The 17,831-nt window shown below is 71.9% G+C and carries 13 protein-coding genes; 8 read left to right on the top strand and 5 right to left on the bottom strand.

Annotation, left to right across the window (positions count from 1 at the left end; genetic code table 11):
• Position 1 precedes the first annotated feature (1 nt).
• Together FB462_RS12040 and FB462_RS12035 are read right to left on the bottom strand one after the other, a co-directional pair.
• Positions 2–898 carry an ABC transporter permease gene (locus tag FB462_RS12040; RefSeq protein ID WP_229666634.1) on the bottom strand — a complete coding sequence of 299 codons (897 nt, stop codon included), beginning with the start codon at positions 896–898 and terminating at the stop codon, positions 2–4.
• Between the two features lie 69 nt (positions 899–967).
• Complete coding sequence (locus tag FB462_RS12035; protein WP_208738911.1) at positions 968–3,535, bottom strand: glycosyltransferase; 2,568 nt, start codon at positions 3,533–3,535, stop codon at positions 968–970.
• A gap of 121 nt (positions 3,536–3,656) precedes the next feature.
• Between FB462_RS12035 and FB462_RS17550 the strand changes: the two genes are divergently transcribed.
• The 4 genes from FB462_RS17550 to FB462_RS12015 all read left to right on the top strand — a co-directional run bounded on the left by FB462_RS17550 (position 3,657) and on the right by FB462_RS12015 (position 9,230).
• The gene (locus FB462_RS17550; protein WP_208738910.1) at positions 3,657–4,688 is read left to right on the top strand and encodes a glycosyltransferase family 2 protein; all 1,032 of its coding nucleotides are present in this window, start codon (positions 3,657–3,659) and stop codon (positions 4,686–4,688) included.
• 225 nt (positions 4,689–4,913) lie between these two features.
• Positions 4,914–6,998, top strand: a complete 2,085-nt coding sequence (locus FB462_RS12025; protein WP_141862109.1) for a hypothetical protein — start codon at positions 4,914–4,916, stop codon at positions 6,996–6,998.
• Positions 6,999–7,071: 73 nt separating this feature from the next.
• Positions 7,072–8,439: a hypothetical protein gene (locus FB462_RS12020; RefSeq protein WP_141862107.1), complete on the top strand. Its 1,368-nt coding sequence runs from the start codon at positions 7,072–7,074 to the stop codon at positions 8,437–8,439.
• A gap of 26 nt (positions 8,440–8,465) precedes the next feature.
• A complete protein-coding gene (locus FB462_RS12015; protein WP_141862106.1) occupies positions 8,466–9,230 on the top strand; it encodes a polyprenol monophosphomannose synthase in 765 nt (254 codons plus the stop codon).
• 59 nt (positions 9,231–9,289) lie between these two features.
• Here the strand turns inward: FB462_RS12015 and FB462_RS12010 are convergent, their stop codons facing one another.
• Positions 9,290–10,624: a DUF2029 domain-containing protein gene (locus tag FB462_RS12010; protein WP_141862104.1), complete on the bottom strand. Its 1,335-nt coding sequence runs from the start codon at positions 10,622–10,624 to the stop codon at positions 9,290–9,292.
• A 26-nt stretch (positions 10,625–10,650) separates the two neighbouring features.
• A complete protein-coding gene (locus tag FB462_RS12005) occupies positions 10,651–11,958 on the bottom strand; it encodes an exopolysaccharide production protein (RefSeq protein ID WP_141862102.1) in 1,308 nt (435 codons plus the stop codon).
• Positions 11,959–12,054: 96 nt separating this feature from the next.
• On the opposite strand from FB462_RS12005, the gene FB462_RS12000 reads away from it, so the two are divergent.
• On the top strand, positions 12,055–13,494 hold the full coding sequence (locus FB462_RS12000; protein ID WP_141862100.1) for a hypothetical protein: 1,440 nt from the start codon (positions 12,055–12,057) through the stop codon (positions 13,492–13,494).
• On the opposite strand, the gene FB462_RS11995 is transcribed toward FB462_RS12000, so the two are convergent.
• A complete protein-coding gene (locus FB462_RS11995) occupies positions 13,491–14,885 on the bottom strand; it encodes an O-antigen ligase family protein (protein WP_141862098.1) in 1,395 nt (464 codons plus the stop codon). The genes FB462_RS12000 and FB462_RS11995 overlap by 4 nt on opposite strands.
• 34 nt (positions 14,886–14,919) lie before the next feature.
• On the opposite strand from FB462_RS11995, the gene manA reads away from it, so the two are divergent.
• From manA to FB462_RS11980, 3 genes are all read left to right on the top strand, one after another.
• Complete coding sequence (gene manA / locus FB462_RS11990) at positions 14,920–16,128, top strand: mannose-6-phosphate isomerase, class I (protein ID WP_141862096.1); 1,209 nt, start codon at positions 14,920–14,922, stop codon at positions 16,126–16,128.
• Positions 16,129–16,242: 114 nt separating this feature from the next.
• On the top strand, positions 16,243–17,205 hold the full coding sequence (galE, locus tag FB462_RS11985; protein WP_141862094.1) for a UDP-glucose 4-epimerase GalE: 963 nt from the start codon (positions 16,243–16,245) through the stop codon (positions 17,203–17,205).
• A gap of 187 nt (positions 17,206–17,392) precedes the next feature.
• On the top strand, positions 17,393–17,722 hold the full coding sequence (locus FB462_RS11980) for a WhiB family transcriptional regulator (RefSeq protein ID WP_373286830.1): 330 nt from the start codon (positions 17,393–17,395) through the stop codon (positions 17,720–17,722).
• Positions 17,723–17,831: the final 109 nt, after the last annotated feature.

The following is a 17,831-nucleotide window of genomic DNA, read 5'->3' as shown; positions in this document are numbered from 1 at the left end:
ATCAGATCTCCTGGGCGAAGTTGCCCTGCAGCTTGGCGAACACACGCTGGCACACGAGGAGCGCGACCAGGCCGACGACGGCGGCGACCGCCATCCGGACCAGCAGGTGCGACGGGTACTCGGAGTCGGCACCGGCGGTCCAGAACGCACGGTGGATGCCGAGGACGGCCAGGGTGATCGGGTTGGACGTGTAGATCGAGAGCAGCCACTCCGGCGCGCGGGTGGCCACCATCTGCCAGCTGTAGACGATCGGGGACGCCCACATGAGCAGGAGCACGAGGACCTCGACGAGGTACTGCATGTCACGCAGGTAGACGTTCAGCGCCGCGAGCAGCAGGGCGAGGGCGGTCGCCCAGATCAGGATGACCGCGACCGACGGCAGGAAGTAGAGCAGGTCGAGGCGCACCCAGGCGAAGCCGCTCTGCAGGATCGCGGCGGCGATCAGGACGACGAGCTGCACGCCGAAGTTGAACAGCGCGGCACCGACGCTCGCGAGCGGGTAGATCTCGCGCGGCAGGTAGATCTTCTTGATCAGGCCCGCGTTGCCGACGATCGACGCCGTCCCCGCGGCGACGATCTCGCTGAACAGGCCGTAGAGCGTCAAGCCGGAGAACACGTAGATCGCGAACTCCGGGATGTTCCGGGACGCGCCGAGGATCTCACCGAGGACGAAGAAGTAGATCGCCAGCTGCACGAGCGGGCGGATCAGGGTCCAGGCGAAGCCGAGCGCGCTGTCCTTGTACCGCGACTTGAGGTCGCGACGGATCAGCAGGTCGAGGAGCTGCCGGTGCGCGAAGATCTCACGCAGCGACCCGATGACGGCGGTGGCCGGGCGACCGGCCGGGACCATCTGCTCCTGCCGGAGGCGCTCGAACCGCTCGGTGACGATGTTGCTCAAAGGGGGTCCTTACGTTCGACGCGGGCGACGGACAACTGTACATCGGCGACCAGGGGCGGCCGCCGGGCGTCAGCGCCCGTTCTTGCTCTCGCGCATCAGCCGGGCGCGGTTCTGCACCTTGTCGCGCAGCCCGGAGACGCCGTTCTCGCGCAGGTACCAGGCCGCGAGCCGGGCGTCGCGGACGAGACCGTGCCGGCTGTTCGCGATCTGGTGGAACTGCAGCTCACGGGCCCGCGCGGGGCTGAGCTGCACGCGCGGGCGGCCCGCTGCCGCGACGGAACCGGCCGGGACGGCGGCCTCGTGCGCGCGGTCCGCGGCGACGTGCGGGTCCTTGCAGAACTCGACCAGGGGAGCGAGAGCACGCTCCCACGTGAAGTCCTCGCGGACCCGGCTCACCGCGGCGCGGGCGGCAGCGGCGGCTTCGGGGTCGTACAGCATCGACTCGAGCGCGGCGGCGAGTCCGTCGACGTCGCGCTCCTTCACGGCGACGCCCATGCCCTCGGCCGCGACCAGGTCGCCGAAGCTGTCACCGTCGGTCGTGACGATCGGCAGGTTCGCCCACATGTAGTCGAGGATGCGGGTGCGGAACGAGAACGTCGTCTCGATGTGCGCGAAGTGCGTGCTGACGCCGGCGTCGGCCTCGAGCAGGTAGTTCTGCCGGTCGTCCAGCGCCACCCACTGCTCGTTGAAGAAGACGTGCTTGTTCGTCAGGCCCAGGTGGTCGCTGATGCGGCGGGTCTCGGCGACGATCGCCATCTCCGGCACGTCGGGGTTCGGGTGCGCGACGCCGAGGAAGAACAGACGGATGTCGTCGTGCGTCTCGGCGACCTTGGCCACCGCGCGGACGAGCGAGGGGGTGTCGAACCAGTTGTAGATGCCACCGCCCCAGATGACGACCTTGTCGTCCTCGCCGATGCCGGGGGTCACGCCGCGGATCGCCTTGCGCTCGTGCTTCGGCGGCGTCGAGTCCATGCCGAACGGCGCGATCGCGATGAGCTTCTCGAGGTTGTCGTCCGCCAGGTAGTTGTCCGGGTTGACACGACCGACGGCGGCCAGCTGTCCGAGCCAGAACAGGCGCTGACGCTCCGAGGCGCAGAGGAAGAAGTCGCCGCGCTCGAGCTGGCGGTTGATGACCTCGGTGGTCGAGGTGACCTGGTTGCGCCAGCCGACGTCGCCGTTGTCGCGCGCCTGCTCGAGCTGCTCGAGGTGCATCGGGTCGTACAGGTCGACGACCATGGTCTTGTTCGAGTTCTGCAACGTCTGGAAGTGGTGCAGCGCGTAGCCCTGGAAGAAGATGACGTCTGCCCACTCCTCGTGCTCGCGCATCGTGCGCTCGTGCTGGAGCGGCACGCGGGAGACCTCGAAGGCGTCGGACTTGCGGTTCGCGACGTTCCAGGTCACCAGGCGGACGTCGTTGTGCGGGGCGAGTGCCTCGGCGATCTTCCACGCGCGCATGCCCGGGCCGGCCATCTTCTCGCCGAGCGCGTCGCCGGTGATGATGAGGACCTTCGTGCGGTGCATCGGCTGCTCGACGTCGAACGCCTCGATGATGGCCTGGTAGCCCTCGAGGAAGTAGCCGTCCTCGAACAGCGGCTTGAAGGCGTCGCCGAACAGGCGGAAGACCTCCTTGTCGGAGCGCACGCGCTGCGACTGGATCCGGCGGCGCTCCTCGCCGAGGCGGGGGAGGTCCGCGACGAACTGGTCGAGGGCGTAGAGACCGGCGACGGCCTCCTTCGACATCGGCGTCGTCGGGTCGAACTCGTCCGGCGCACCGGTGAAGCGACGGATGTCGAACTCCTCCGAGTCGCGGCCACTCTTCGCGACGGCACGACGGGCGAGCAGCGCGAGGGCCGCGGGCAGGAAGGTCCCGAGGTTCTCGTCGGACAGGTTCTTGTAGAGCAGGTGCAGGGCGTTCCGCTCGAGCAGGTACATCTCGCGGTGGTCGCCGAACGACTTCATCGAGCCGTGGTGCTTGTGGAAGACGACCGAGCGCGGGGCGAACCGCACGCGGTAGCCGAGCAGGTTGAGGCGCCAGCCCAGGTCCACGTCGTCGTAGAACATGAACAGGCCCTCGTCGAACCCGCCGACCTCGAGGAACACCTCGCGGCGGACGAACAGCGCGGAGCCGGTGCCGAACAGCAGGTCCTGCGGGGTGTCGAAGCGGCCGTCGTCGATCTCGGTGACGTGCGCCTTGTAGCCCATGCCGAACCAGCTCAGGCCGGACTCGACGAAGTCGATCGCCTTGCCGTCCCAGTCGAGCACCTTGCTCGCGACCGCGGCGACCCGGGGGCTCGGGGCGAAGCCCGCCATGCCCTCCTTGATCCAGTTCACGTCGGGCTTCGCGTCGTTGTTGAGGAACGCCACGACGTCGCCGGACGCCTCGCGCGCGCCGAGGTTGCTCCCGCCGGTGAAGCCGAGGTTCTCCGCGGAGACCACGATCTTGACGTTCTTCCGGCTGCCGAGCTCGGCGCGCAGGCGCTGCTCGCTGTCGTCCCCGGAGCCGTTCTCGACGACGACGATCTCGAGCCGGTCCGCCGGCCAGTCGACCTCGGTCAGGCGCGCGATGCACTCGAGGGTGTCGTCGGTCCCGCGGAAGTTGATGACGACGACGGACACGCGAGGCGCTGATGTGGACACGGACGGATCTCCATACGTCGGCTGGTGGGGTCGGCCCGGGAGCTCGTGGGACTGCCCCGGAAGGCGGCACCACTGTACCGGACGTGGTCCGGGTCCTCCGGCGACCTGGGACACTGGCCTCGTGGACGTCTCCGTGGTCATCGTCGACTGGCACCAGCCCGAACTCACCCGCCGTGCCGTCCGGTCCGTGCTCTCGCAGCGCGTCGACGCGTCGGTCGAGGTGGTCCTCGTCGTGAACGAGTCCGACGACGACACCGTCGCGGCGTACCGCGCCGACCTGCCGGGTGTGACGATCGTCGCCGAACGGACCAACGCCGGGTTCGCCGGCGGGGTCGCCCGCGGCATCGCGGCGGCGTCGGGGGAGACCGTCGTGCTCCTCAACAACGACGCGGTCGCCGACCACGGGTTCCTCGACCGCGGGCTCGCAGTGCTCGCCGCCGGTGGTCCGACCGTCGCGGCGGTCGCCGCGACCGCAGTGCTCGAGGGCCGCTTCGTCCGGACGCCGGCCGACGCGCCGCGCTCGGCCACGGACCTCGTCGCCCGGGACGGCGCCCGCTGGCACCGAGCCGAGGTGGGCGAGACCCTGGTGAACGGCACGGGGGTCGTGCTCGACCGGTCCGGCAACGGGCGGGACCGCGACTGGTTGCGGCCCGTGGACGACGCGCCCGAGCACGCACCGCTCTTCGGCTTCTCCGGCGGGGCCGTGTTCCTGCGCCGCGGACCCCTCGACGAGGTCGGCGGCTTCGACGAGTCCCTGTTCATGTACTACGAGGACCTCGACGTCGCGTGGCGACTCCGCCTCGCCGGGTACGACGTCCGCTCCGCACCCGACGCCGTCGTCGTGCACCGGCACGCGGCGAGCTCGGCCAGCGACGGTCCGCTCGTGCGGACCCAGAGCATGCGGAACCGTCTGCTCGTCGTCGTCCGCAACGGCTCCCGCCGGCTCGTCACCCGCGTCGTGCTGCGCACGCTGGTGCGGCTGGTCCTTGACCTCGTCCGCCCGGCCGGCGCGCAGCTCACGCCGGCCGCGTGGCGGCGGATCGTCCTGGAGGCCCCTGCCGCCCTCCGGCGCGCGCGTCGCCTCCGCCGTGGCGACGCGGTGGGCGAGGCGGCGCGTCGCGCCGTGGAGCGCCTGCTCGACCCGACAGGATGAGCCGTCGCCTGCACGGATGCACAGGCGACCGGGTCGGCCACGGACGTCGACCTGACGGGCGTGCACCGTGCCTCCCGTTCGGGGCGCGAAACCGGGGCTGTGTGATCGCTGTGGTGCAGGTAGCCTGATGTGACAGACGTGACTCGCCGGATCAGGGCCCGGCCACGCGCGGTCGGGACGACCGCGTGGCAGACACCGAGTCGCCGCCACAGGGAGGCCCCCGTCGTGAAGAAGGTCATCGCCATGCTCGCGAGCGTGCTCACGGTCGCGAGCGTGCTCGTGGGCGTCCAGCTCGCCGGCACCTCCGCGCCGCAGGACGCCGCCTCGGCGCTGAGCGGCTCGCAGTTCGACGCGGGCAACATCATCTCGGACGCCGAGTTCTACAACGGCGGCGGGATGTCCGAGTCCGCGATCCAGTCCTTCCTGAACGCGCAGATCGGCACGTGCTCCTCGAGCTCGTGCCTGAACGTCGGTCGGTACTCGCTGAACAGCCACGGCGCCGACGCGATGTGCTCGGCGGTCACCGGTGGTTCGTCGCTGTCCGCGGCGCAGATCATCGCCCGGGTCGGTGCCGCGTGCGGCATCAACCCGAAGGTCATCATCGTCACGCTGCAGAAGGAGCAGGCGCTCGTCAACGGCGGCACCGCGCGGAACCCGTCCGCCGGGATCCTGGCCAGGGCGATGGGCTACGCGTGCCCGGACAGCGCGAACGGCGGCTGCGACCCCGCGTACTCCGGCGTCGGCAACCAGGTCTACTGGGCGTCGTGGCAGTGGAAGCGGTACGGCAACCCGGCCGGCACGAGCAACTACTTCACGTGGTTCGCGCCCGACGGCAACCGCAGCGTGCAGTACAACCCGAGCGCCTCGTGCGGCACCAAGACCGTGTACATCCAGAACAAGGCCACCGCCGCGCTGTACTACTACACGCCCTACACGCCGAACCAGGCGGCGCTGAACAACCTCTACGGAACGGGTGACTCCTGCTCCGCGTACGGCAACCGGAACTTCTGGCGGCTGTACAGCGACTGGTTCGGCTCGACCTCCGGCGGAGGGACGACCGCCGCCGGCAACCTCGACGGCGTCACCGCCGGGTACAACTCGGTGACCGTGAACGGGTGGGCACTCGACACGACGACGTCCGCCAGCACCCGGGTCGACGTGTACGTCGGATCCGCCGGCACGGCCGTGCCGGCGAAGCAGAGCCGACCGGACGTCGGCGCCGCCTACCCGAAGCTCGGGAGCGCCCACGGCTTCAACCAGCGCATCACCGCCGCACCGGGACCGCAGCAGGTCTGCGTGTTCGCGATCTCCGCGAACGGTGCCACGAGCGCGAACCTCGGCTGTTCCTCCGTGGTCGTCCAGGACGGGTCGCCGTTCGGCTCGCTCGACACCGCGTCCGCGGTGCCTGGCGGCGTCTCGGTCAGCGGCTGGGCGATCGACCCTGAGACGGCCGCCTCGCTCGACGTGCACGTCTACGCGGACGGCAAGCTGCTGCAGCGTCTCGTGGCGAACCAGAACCGCGCGGACGTCGGCCGGGCCTACCCGAGCGCCGGTCCCGCGCACGGCTACTCGGGTGTGGTCGCGGCACCGCCCGGTGTCCACTCGATCTGCGTGTACGGCATCAACGTGCAGAACGGCGGCAACCGCGTGGTCGGCAGCTGCACGTCGGTCAACGTGCCGGGGTCCAAGCCGATCGGTTCCCTGGACGAGGTCACCACGACCCCGACCTCGCTGACGGTGCGAGGGTGGGCCCTCGACGGCGACTCCGCCTCCTCGATCCCGGTCGACGTCTACGTCGATGGTGTCGGGCGACGGACCACGGCGAACGCGCAGCGCGGGGACATCGCCCGCAACTGGACCGCCTACGGATCCGCGCACGGCTTCTCGCTGACCGTGCAGGCCTCGAACGGCCCGCACCAGGTCTGTGTGTACGCGATCAACGTCGGGGCCGGTTCCGACAACACTCAGCTGGGCTGCCGGACCGTCACGGTGAAGAACGCCGCGCCGATCGGGAGCCTCGACGTGGTCACGGCCGCGAACGGCTCGGTGCAGGCAGCCGGTTGGGCCATCGACCCCGACACGGCGGCTCCCATTGCGGTCGACGTGTACGTGGACGGCGCGGGTCGGCGGCTGACCGCGAACGCCGTGCGCAAGGATGTCGCGCGGTCCTACCCGTCCGCCGGACCGAACCACGGGTGGTCGGGCACGCTCGCCGCAGCCTCCGGTCAGCGGCAGGTGTGCGCGTACGCGATCGACAGTGCGGGTGGCGCGAACACCCTGCTCGGGTGCCGGTCGGTCGTCGTACCCTGATCGGGGGCTGCGCCGAGCGTCGGGTCACCGGGGTGTGACACCGGGTGTGTGAGATCATTCCCCGGTGCTGCACGTGACGACATCCGGGGACGAGCCGGACCTGCGCGAACCCGTGGGAGAACCGGACGTACCGACCTGGCGGTCGAAGCGCGTGGTGCGCGTCGCCGGACCGGTCGTGCTGTTCCTCGTGACGATCGCGCTCGGGTGGCTCCGGCTCACGCCGCAGGTGCGCAACACGGTCTGGGCCGAGGACGGCAAGGTCTTCCTCGAGGAGCAGTACAACCTCGGTGTCGCGGGGGCGCTGTTCCACGACTACGCCGGCTACCTGCACGTGGTCCCGCGTCTCATCGTCGCCGCCGTGTCGAAGACCCTCCCCGTTGACCACTTCGCCGTGGGCATCTCGGCCGCGTGCGTGGTCGTCGTCGCCGCCGTCGGAGTCGCGGTCTTCGTGCTGACGAAGGACGTGATCCGGTCGACGACGGCACGGGTCCTGCTCTCGCTGGTGCCGACCCTCGTGCCCCTCGGGCCGATGGAGATCCAGGCGAACGTCGCGAACCTGCACTGGTTCCTGATGTTCCTCACACCGTTCCTGCTCCTGACCCCGGTGCGCTCCTGGACCAAGGGTGTGCTGCTCGGCATCGTCGCGCTGTTCTGTGCCCTCACCGAGATCCAGGTCGTCGCGTTCTTCCCCCTGTTCCTCCTGCAGATCCGCAACCCCCGACGCTGGCCCGTCCTGACGGGGGCCCTCGTCGGTGCCGCAGCGCAGGTGGCCACCACGCTCCTCCACCCGCGCGTGTCGGCCCCCGCCGGGCACGACTCGATCCCCGACATGGTGCTCGGGTACATCGCGCAGCCGGTCGCCGGTTCCTGGACCTGGAGCATGCCGACGGTCGGCGGGCTCATCGCCGCGCACGGGATCGCCGTCGTCGTCGTGCCGTTCGTCGTGCTCGTGGCACTCGTCGCGGCCGGGGCCTGGATCGGCTACCGCGGCCAGCGCTGGGTGCTCGCGTCGATGATCTGGGGGTCGGCTGCCGTCTGGTGCGGCGCCGTGGTGCTCAACCCCAACAGCATGCTCGCGTTCGCGCACTTCGACGCGGACACGTGGCGCACCGTCTGGACCTTCCGCTACACCGCGGCCGCCTCGATGTACGTCATCGCCGGCTTCGTCGCCGTCCTCGACGCCTTCCTCGTCCAGCGCGCCCTGTGGCTGCGGGTGGTCGGAGTCCTCCTGGTCGCGGTCGTCGTCTGGACTTTCGCGGCGAACTTCGCGATGGACAAGTCCAACCGGCAGCAGGGGCCGTTCTGGTCCGGCCAGGTCGACCAGTCCGACGCTCGATGTGCGACCGCGCCCCGCGGGAACGCCCTGATCCAGATCGCCCCGGGCCCGCAGTGGGCCGTGACCGTGCCGTGCCGGCTGATCGACGAGGACGCAGCACGGTGACCGCCGTCCCCGACCACGAGGAACACATGAACACCACCCCCCGCCAGTCCGCGCTCGTGATCGTCCCGACGTACAACGAGGCCGAGAACATCCGCGAGATCGCCTCGCGGATCCTCGACACCGTGCCCGAGGCACACCTGCTCGTCGTCGACGACGGCAGCCCCGACGGGACGGGCGACCTGGTCGACGGGATCGCGGCGACGGACGAGCGCGTCCACCTGCTGCGACGCTCGGGCAAGCTCGGTCTCGGGACGGCGTACGTCGCTGGCTTCCGCTGGGGACTCGAGCGCGGGTACGACCTGCTCATCGAGATGGACGCGGACGGCTCGCACCCCGCGGACCGCTTGCCCGCGATGATCGACGCGGTCGTGTCCGCCGACCCCGCGGACGACGTCATGCTCGCGATCGGGTCCCGGTGGACCACCGGTGGGTCCGTGGTGGACTGGCCGAAGCACCGCGAGGTCCTGAGCCGCGGCGGGAACGCGTACGCCCGCATCATGCTCGGGCTCGACGTGCACGACATCACCGCCGGGTTCCGGGTCTACCGCGCCGACGCGATCGCCCGGATGGACCTCGACTCCATCGACTCGAAGGGCTACTGCTTCCAGGTCGACATGACGCTGCGCGTGCACGACCTCGGTGGACGCATCGTGGAGGTGCCGATCCGCTTCCGGGACCGCATCCACGGCGTCTCGAAGATGAGCCAGGCCATCGTCGTCGAGGCGATGGTCCGCACCACCCAGTGGGGACTGCAGCGGCGCTTCCGGCCGCGATCCGCACGTCGGGCCTGATCCGGGTCGCCTGGCCCGGGGCGCCTGGCGCGGACGGGACCGGTGCCGGTCCTCGTCCGTCACGCCGGCGCGGGGTGTTCCAGGGAGCGGCGACCGGCCGGGAGTGTCGCCGCGCCACCCGGCCGGTCTGCGGCACGGCCCACCGCCTCGGCGCGCAGGAACCGCACGACGAACACGACGAGCAGCACCGCGCGGATCCAGATCGCGGCCGTCAGCATCTGCCCGGCCCAGGTCTCCCCGGTCTGCCCCACCGCGTCGTAGTACCCGTTCCGGAAGAAGCCGACCGTCAGGCACACGTCGGTGACGAGGTACGCGGTGACCCACCAGCCGCCGATGCGCAGCACCACGAAGAACGGCAGCAGCCAGAGCACGTACTGGGGCGAGTCCACCTTGTTCGCGACCATGTAGACGCACAGCATGGCCGCCGACGACTGGATCCACGGCGTCCGACCGGTCCGGAGTGCGCGGAGCACCGTGACGGCCAGGACCGCGAGGACCCCGACCGCCGTCGTCACGGTGGCGAGGGTCGCCATCGTCCCCTGCAGCGGCCCGTCGAGGTCCGCGGACCAGGGGAGCAGGCCGTAGTACCAGATCGTCAGCGTCGACGGACCGATCGGACGCTCCGCCTGGAAGCGGAAGACCGAGGACCACCCCTCGTAGTTGACGAGGGCGAACGGCACGTTGGCGACGAGCACGACCCCGACACCCGAGCCGACGGTGACCGCGGTGCGCCGCACCCGCTCGGACCACGGGGCGTCGCTGTCGAGGAGCGCGGCGACGGCCATGGCACCGAGGAACATCAGCGGGTAGAGCTTGAAGGCGCCACCGAGCCCGAGCAGCGCCCCGGCGAGGGCCCACCGGAGCAGCGGCGACCACGCGCGTGGTGGTGCGGTCGCGACGAGCAGGGCGGCGACGGTGCTGGCGACCGGCAGGACGTCCCAGTTGTAGACCGCGTACAGCGCGAGCGGCGGGGTGGCCGCGAAGACCCAGGCGCGACGTCCGGCGATGCGCTGCAGGGCGAGCGTCACGAGCACCGCGAGCACGGCGGCGACCACGGCCGTGACGACCAGGAAGCCGCGCGCCGAGTCGACCGGCAGGGCGGTCAGCCAGACCCAGACGCCGGTCGCGGTCGGGTACTCGACCGTCCCGCCACCGAGGACGGGCGGGTCACCACGCCAGGTGCCGTGCACGTACGGGAAGACGTGCTGCGCGAGGCCGCGGTTGTTCCAGAGCGCAGCGACGTCGGACCAGCAGCCGAAGCGGTTGACGTACTCGGCGCGGGACACGTCGGCCGGCTGGGGGACCGTGCACAGGAGCTTCTGCCCGAGGTCCAGGACGCAGGACAGTGTGACGACGAGGCACATCGCGATGCGTTCGAGCAGGGGGAGGCGCACCCCGCGACCCTAGCAAGCCGCGGGGGTCAGCCCTGGTCGCGGGGCAGGTGTCGGCGCCAGGACCGCCGCCGCGCCGCGACGACGATCACGGTCGTGAACAGCATCAGCCCGGCACCGTGCAGCAGGTAGCTCTCGGCCGTGCTGGTGACGCCGAGCAGGACGAGGACGGCCGCGGGCCAGACGTACGCGACACCGGGGAAGGTCGTCGCCGTCACCCAGGCGCGGGCGAACGCGAGCCCCGCGGCGACCGCGAGCAGGAGCGTGCCGGCGAGCCCGATCTGCAGGTAGGCGTCGACGAACGCGTTCAGACCGGACGTGAAGCGCGCGCCGGCGGGGTCGACCAGGGTCGTGAACGGGAACACGGCCTCGCTCGGCCACGTACCGACCCAGCCCCAGCCCTGCATCGGGAACTGCGCACCGAGCACCCGGATCTGCTCCCACAGACCCAGGCGCGTCGCCGTGCCGCCCGCCGCACCGATCTCCGCGAGCACCCGGTGCCGGAGCGCCAGGCCGAGGGTCGCCATGCCGAGCACGACCGCGCCGAGCACCGCGTTCACCACCGGTCTGGTGGCCGGTCTGGCGTGCCGCAGCGACCACAGTGCGAGCGCGGTCACGGCGAGTGCGATCATCGCGATCCCGGTGATCGGTGACTGCACGAGCATCAGGGCGATCACGGCGAGGGCGGTCGACGCGACGGCCCGCCACGTGGTGACCGACCGGGTGAGGAACTCGACGACGAACGTGACCAAGGCCACCGCGGCGACGAAGCCCATGAAGTTGCGGGTGCCGCCGACGCCCTGGATCGGGCCGCCGTACGCGATGTCCCCACGGATGCCGAACGCGGGGAACGGCACGTCGAGCACGAGTCCGGACAGCACCTCGAGCCCGAGGGCGACGACGAGCAGGATGCGGAAGGCGTCGCCGGCCGCGCGGATGACCTGCACGAGGTCCCGGCCGAGCGCCAGGTAGAGCCCGAGTCCGACGAAGCAGACCGTGGACGCGAACCCGCGCAGGGCGACCCACGAGTACTGACTCCAGAGCACGCTGAGGGCGCAGAACCCGACGAAGGCCAGCAGGGACAGCGGCAGGACGCCGTGCCACTCGATGCGGTAGCGCTGTCCGAGCAGGCTCAGGCCGGCGAGCACCACGAGGGTCGCGAGGGCGGCCCACGACCCGGCGGTGCCGACCATCGCGTGCACGGCCGGCTGCCCGAACGCGAAGAGCAGGACCGCGGTCGCCAGGGCCTGGCTGAACCGCCCGCCCGCCGAGAACCCGATCCAGGCGGAGAGGTACCGGCGCGCGAGCGCACGCCTGCTCACCGTCCGGTCCGTCACCCGTCCATCCTCTCGCACCTCGTGGAGAGTCCGCCGCGGGCATCGCGGAGCGTCGATATGGCTGGTCGTCGATATCTCGGATAGGTTCTCGCCCCGATGGACGAGCACGACGGCCCCGCGCGCACCGCGTCCCGCCGTCGCCGCGCGGTCGTCCAGGCGCTCGCAGCCGTCCTCGTCGCGCTGGCCGCCGCGGCACTCGCCTGGTGGCGCCTCGGCCCGGTGACCCGCTCGACGACCTGGGCCGAGGACGGCGGGATCTTCCTCCGCGAGCAGCTCGCGTACGGCGCCGGCGACACGCTCCTGCGGCCCTACGCCGGCTACCTCCACCTCGTCCCGCGCCTGCTCGTGGACCTCGCGGTGCACCGTCCGGTCGAGCAGTACGCCCTGACACTGTCCGCGTCGGCGTGCGCCGTCGTCGGCGTCGTCGCCGCGTCGCTCTTCCTGCTGTCCCGCGACGTCGTGCGCCCCTGGCCGTTCCGGCTCGTCCTGGCGGCGGTCCCGGTCGTCCTGCCGCTCGCCCCGGTCGAGATCAGCGGCAACGTCGCCAACCTGCACTGGTACGCGATGGCGCTCGTCCCGTGGCTGTTCTCGTACCGGGCCCGCACCTGGTGGGGATCCGGCGTCGTCGCCCTGCTGACCCTCGCGGCGACGCTGACGGAGCTCCAGACGGTCCTGTTCCTGCCGCTCCTCGCGCTGGCGTGGTGGCCCGCCCGCGACCTCACCGGTCGGCGGGCCGCTGCCGGTGAGCGGGACCGTCTCCGCGCGCTGCCCGTGACCGTCGCGGCGGTGCTCGGGGGCACCCTGCAGGTGGTCGCCGCCCTGACGACGGAACGACTCTCCCGCCCTGGGGACCCCTCCGTCGGCGACGTCGTTCGCGGGTACCTGCTGCTGCCGTTCGGTGGGCTGTGGGACCGCGACGTCGCCGCCGTCGGTGCGGCCGTGGCCCGCCACGGCTGGTGGGTCGTGCTGCTGCCGGCGGCCGGGATCGGCGTGGCGGTCCTCGCCGCGGTGCTCGTGGCCGGCTGGCGCACTCGGTGGACCATCGTCGCGCTGGTGCTCGGTGCGGCCGGCGTCTGGACCGCGGCGCTCGTCGCGAACCGCTCCGCGAACGGGCGGTGGGGCTCGGTCACCGGCGCGGCCCTGGCCGCGATCGGGCCGAACCGCTACGCCGCCGCCGCGGGCATGCTGCTGCTGTCCGCCGTGGTCGTCGCGGCTGCGGCACTCGCGGGCGACCGGTGGGCCCCGCGGCACGGCGGCGACCCGACGGGCCGACGTCGCCGACGGACGACCCGGACAGGAGGCGCGGTGCACGTCCTCCGCGTCGGCCTCGGCTGGTGCCTGGTCGCGCTGGTGGTGACGACGGCCGTCGCGAACGCCGCCCCCGCTCGGACGAACCGCAGCGACGGACCAGAGTGGGCGCCGCAGGTCGCGTCCTCCGTCGGCGTCTGCCGTGCCGACCCCGCCGCGGTGCTCGAGGTGCGGACGGCACCGTGGTCGGCGCAGGTGCCGTGCGCGCTGGTGGTGCGGGACCGCTAGCGGCGGTCGGTGTCCGTGACGTCCGACCCGCGGAAGGCACGGACGGCGACCGGGATGCGGGGACCGTCGCCCACCGAGGGCGGCTCCTCGCCGACGAGCACGTTGCGGGTCTTGATCGCGATGAGCGCGAAGAGCACCCAGTTCCCCTGGTACAGCAGACGCGACTCGGCGACGGACTGGACCAGGAGGGCGACGACGACGAGCAGGGGGAAGAGCGTGACCGGGTCGAAGGCCCGCGGCAGCAGGTCCGTGCCGTAGCCGGTCCGGGTCGCGCACCACCAGGACCGGACGAGGGTCGACAGCACGTACAGCCCGAAGAGCACCAGGCCGACGATCCCGGTCTGCATCCAGACGTCCAGGTACGCGTCGTGCGCCTGCAGGTAGACGACGCCGTTCCGGTGCGCGATGCCGGCGAGCTCCGGGATGTTCGGCCACCAGTAGCCGATCCAGCCCGACCCGACGACCGGGTGTCGGTCGACCAGGCCGAGGACCGCCGACCAGATCTCGCCGCGGCCGGTCAGGTCCGACGACTTGCCGAGGACCGCGGTGAGCACACCGCGTCCGACGAGCGCCAGCACGGCGAGGACCACTGCGCCGGTCGCCACCACGGCGTACCGGGGCGCCCGACGTCCGCTCGGCACCCGCCGCACCCACACCGCGACGACGGCTGCGACCACGACGACCGCGGCGGCGACGAGCACCGTCGACGAGCGTGTCAGGGCGAGCACGAGGACCCCGAGCACGAGCCACACGACGGCCCGGTCGCGGCGGATGCGCCCCTCGGCGAGCTGCACGGCGACGGCCACCAGGGCCAGGAGCGCGACCATGGCGAGCAGGTTGGCGTTGCCGGGGAGGCCCTGGATCCGCCCGCCCGTCAAGAGCTCGGCGCGTGAGAAGTAGAAGGCGTCCGGGACCTTCCGGTCGCCGTAGTCCGTCCAGATCGGAGCGATCGGGTGCCGCACGACCACGGCGACGACGGCCTCGAACAGCAGCGACAGGCCGAGCACCCACCGCATCGCGAGCGAGACGGCGTCGAGGATCCGCCGCCACGACAGCGTCGACGCGATCGCGAACGCCACCAGGACGCACAGGACCTGCGCGACCATGCTCGCCAGGGTCGCGGCGCGCCAGTGCGACCACGCGACGGTCAGCAGGCACCAGCCCAGGAACACCCAGAGCGCGCGCGGTGTCCGGGCGAGGGACGGTCGGGCGCGCACGACGACCGAGACGCCCCACCCGCCGAGCGCGGCCCAGACGACCGCGGCGCCGTACCAGGTGAGCGTGTTCGGGACGGCGTCGCCCGCGAACAGGACGCCGACGACCGCGGCGCCGAGGGCGAAGGCCTCGCGCTCGGGCACGGTCCCACGGGCGATCGGCCAGGTGTTCGTCACGGGGGACAGGCTAACCGCCCGCTACGCTCGGCACATGTTCCTCGGCATCACGAACACCCCGCGCGACTACGCGTGGGGTTCCGTCACCGCGATCCCCGAACTCCTCGGCCGCACCGTCACCGGCGCGCCGCAGGCCGAGCTCTGGCTCGGTGCGCACCCCGGCAGCCCGAGCGTCGTGGTGAACCCCGCGACCGTCGGTGGCGCGGACACGCTCCTCGAGTGGATCGCCGCGGAGCCCGAGGCAGCACTCGGACCGGACCGCACCGGACTGCCGTTCCTCCTGAAGCTCCTCGCCGCCGCGGCCCCGCTGTCCCTGCAGGCGCACCCCACGCCGGAGCAGGCGCAGGAGGGCTTCGCCCGCGAGGAAGCAGCCGGCGTCCCGATCGACGACCCGGCCCGGAACTACAAGGACCCGTTCCCGAAGCCCGAGCTCGTGGTCGCACTCAGCGAGCGGTTCGAGGCGCTCAGCGGGTTCCGCCCCGTCGAGGACACCCTGGCGGACGTCGACCTGCTCGACGCCGCTTCCGGTCGGCTCGGAGCGCTCCGCGTGCACCTGGCCCACGGGCTCGAGGACACCGTCAGCTGGCTCGAGACCGCCGATCCGTCGGCGCTCGCCGTGGTCCAGGCGGCGAGCGACCTCGCCGCCGCGCTGCCGGACGACGCCGCCAGCCCGAACACCCGGACCGTGCGGGACCTCACCACCGCGTACCCGGGCGACCCCGGCATCGTCGTGTCGCTGCTCATGCACCGCGTGACGCTCACCGCCGGCCAGGCGATGTACCTGCCCGCCGGGAACGTCCACGCGTACCTCGACGGGCTCGGGGTCGAGCTCATGGCCCCCTCGGACAACGTCCTGCGCGGCGGGCTGACGCCGAAGCACGTCGACGTCCCGGAGCTCCTCCGCGTGCTCGACTTCACCGCGCACCCCGCACCCGTGCTCGAACCGGAGCAGCTCGCGCCGGGCGTGGACCGCTTCGCACCGGAGGGCGTCGGCTTCGCGCTCCTCCGCGTCACCGGCGAGGGGCGCCCGGTCGGTCTCGCGACGGGTGGGGTCGCACCGCTCTCCGGACCGTCGATCGCGATCTGCACCGAGGGCGTGGTGACGCTCGTCGGTGCCACCTCGGCGACCCTGCTCCGCCAGGGCGAGTCCTGTTTCGTCACCCCGGACGAGGGCGACGTCACGGTCGAGGCGGACGTCGCCTCCGGCCTGACCTCCACGGTCTTCTTCGCGACGGGCGCCTGACCCCCGAGCCGGACCGACGGGCGCCCGGACCCGGCCGGACCCGGACCCAGCCGGACCCGGACACGCAGCCCGGGTCGGCTCGCCGGGGTCGCCCGGTCCGCTAGCGTGACGAGCATGAGTTGGCTGGTCACCGGCGGTGCCGGGTACATCGGGTCCCACGTCGTCCGCGCCCTGCGCGCCGCCGGCATCGAGACGGTCGCACTCGACGACCTGTCGAGCGGCTTCCGGGCGTTCGTCCCCGAGGACGTCCCGTTCGTCGAGGGCACCATCCTGGACGGCGAGCTCGTCGCCCGGACGCTCCGTGACCACGCGGTGACCGGTGTCGTGCACGTGGCCGGCTTCAAGTACGCCGGCGTCTCGGTCGAGCGCCCGCTGCACACCTACGAGCAGAACGTCACCGGCACCGCGACGCTCCTGCGCGCCATGGCCGAGAACGGCGTCACGAAGGCGGTCTTCTCGTCGAGCGCGGCCGTGTACGGCACACCGGACGTCGAGACCGTGGTCGAGGACACCCCGAAGGCGCCGGAGTCCCCGTACGGCGAGTCGAAGCTCATCGGCGAGTGGCTGCTGCGGGACATGGAGGTCGCCGCCGGCTTCACGACGACGTCCCTCCGCTACTTCAACGTCGTCGGGTCGGGGGAGCCGGACCTGTACGACGCGAGCCCGCACAACCTGTTCCCGCTGGTCTTCGACGCCCTCCTCGCCGGCCGGACGCCCCGGATCAACGGCGACGACTACGCCACCCCGGACGGCACCTGCGTCCGCGACTACATCCACGTCGCCGACCTCGCGCACTCGCACGCGGTCGCGGCCCGGAAGCTCGAGGCGGGGGAGCCCCTGCAACGCGCCTACAACCTCGGCAGCGGCGACGGCGTGAGCGTGCGACAGATCATGGACGCGATGGCCTCCGGTACCGGGATCGCGTTCGAGCCGGAGGTCGCACCCCGCCGGCCGGGCGACCCCGCGCGGATCGTCGCGACGGGCGAGGCCGCAGCGCGCGACCTCGAGTGGGCGATGCGGCACTCGCTCGACGAGATGGTGACCAGCGCCTGGGAAGCCCGCCGCCGCATCGGCTGACGCGCTCGGCGGGCGTTCTTGTCCCCCGACGGCCGGACAGAACGCCCGCGACACGCCCGTACGGGGGACATGACACGCCGCCGCGCTCAGTGCCTTCTATGATCCGCGACTTGACTCTCGGGAATCACACCGCTGTAATTACAGGCAAGCGACCTCGGTCGTGGTGACCGCAGTCGAGACGTCAGGGGTGATCAGGGTGAACGGTGCCGACTTCAACGCCGGAGTGCCGGAGGACTGGCACGTCGACCCCGTGTCCCTCGGGGTCCCCGGCGTCCGCCGTCCCGTCGCCGACGAGGAGAACCCGCTGTCGTGGCAGGTCGACTCGCTGTGCGCGCAGACCGACCCCGAGGCGTTCTTCCCCGAGAAGGGCGGCTCGACGCGCGAGGCCAAGAAGATCTGCACCTCGTGCGAGGTCCGGTCGCAGTGCCTCGAGTACGCACTCGAGAACGACGAGCGCTTCGGGATCTGGGGCGGCCTGTCCGAGCGCGAACGCCGCAAGCTGCGCCGTCGCGCCTAGCGGCTCCCGTCCGTCCCGGCGACCCGGCCAGGAGGCACGGCGCGCGCCCGACGTACACGGCACCGTGACCGGACCCACAGGTTCACGGCACGCCGTCCCGGCGGACCGG

The organism is Curtobacterium citreum, from assembly GCF_006715175.1.
GTDB lineage: Bacteria > Actinomycetota > Actinomycetes > Actinomycetales > Microbacteriaceae > Curtobacterium > Curtobacterium citreum.
Note: the sequence above shows the minus strand (reverse complement) of the source record. Positions and strands in the feature narration are given on the sequence as shown.

Coding starts and splice junctions, on each gene's coding strand:
- galE (WP_141862094.1), top strand. CDS start 16,243: ATGAGTTGGCTGGTCACCGGCGGTGCCGGGTACATCGGGTCCCACGTC.
- manA (WP_141862096.1), top strand. CDS start 14,920: ATGTTCCTCGGCATCACGAACACCCCGCGCGACTACGCGTGGGGTTCC.
- FB462_RS12000 (WP_141862100.1), top strand. CDS start 12,055: ATGGACGAGCACGACGGCCCCGCGCGCACCGCGTCCCGCCGTCGCCGC.
- FB462_RS12015 (WP_141862106.1), top strand. CDS start 8,466: ATGAACACCACCCCCCGCCAGTCCGCGCTCGTGATCGTCCCGACGTAC.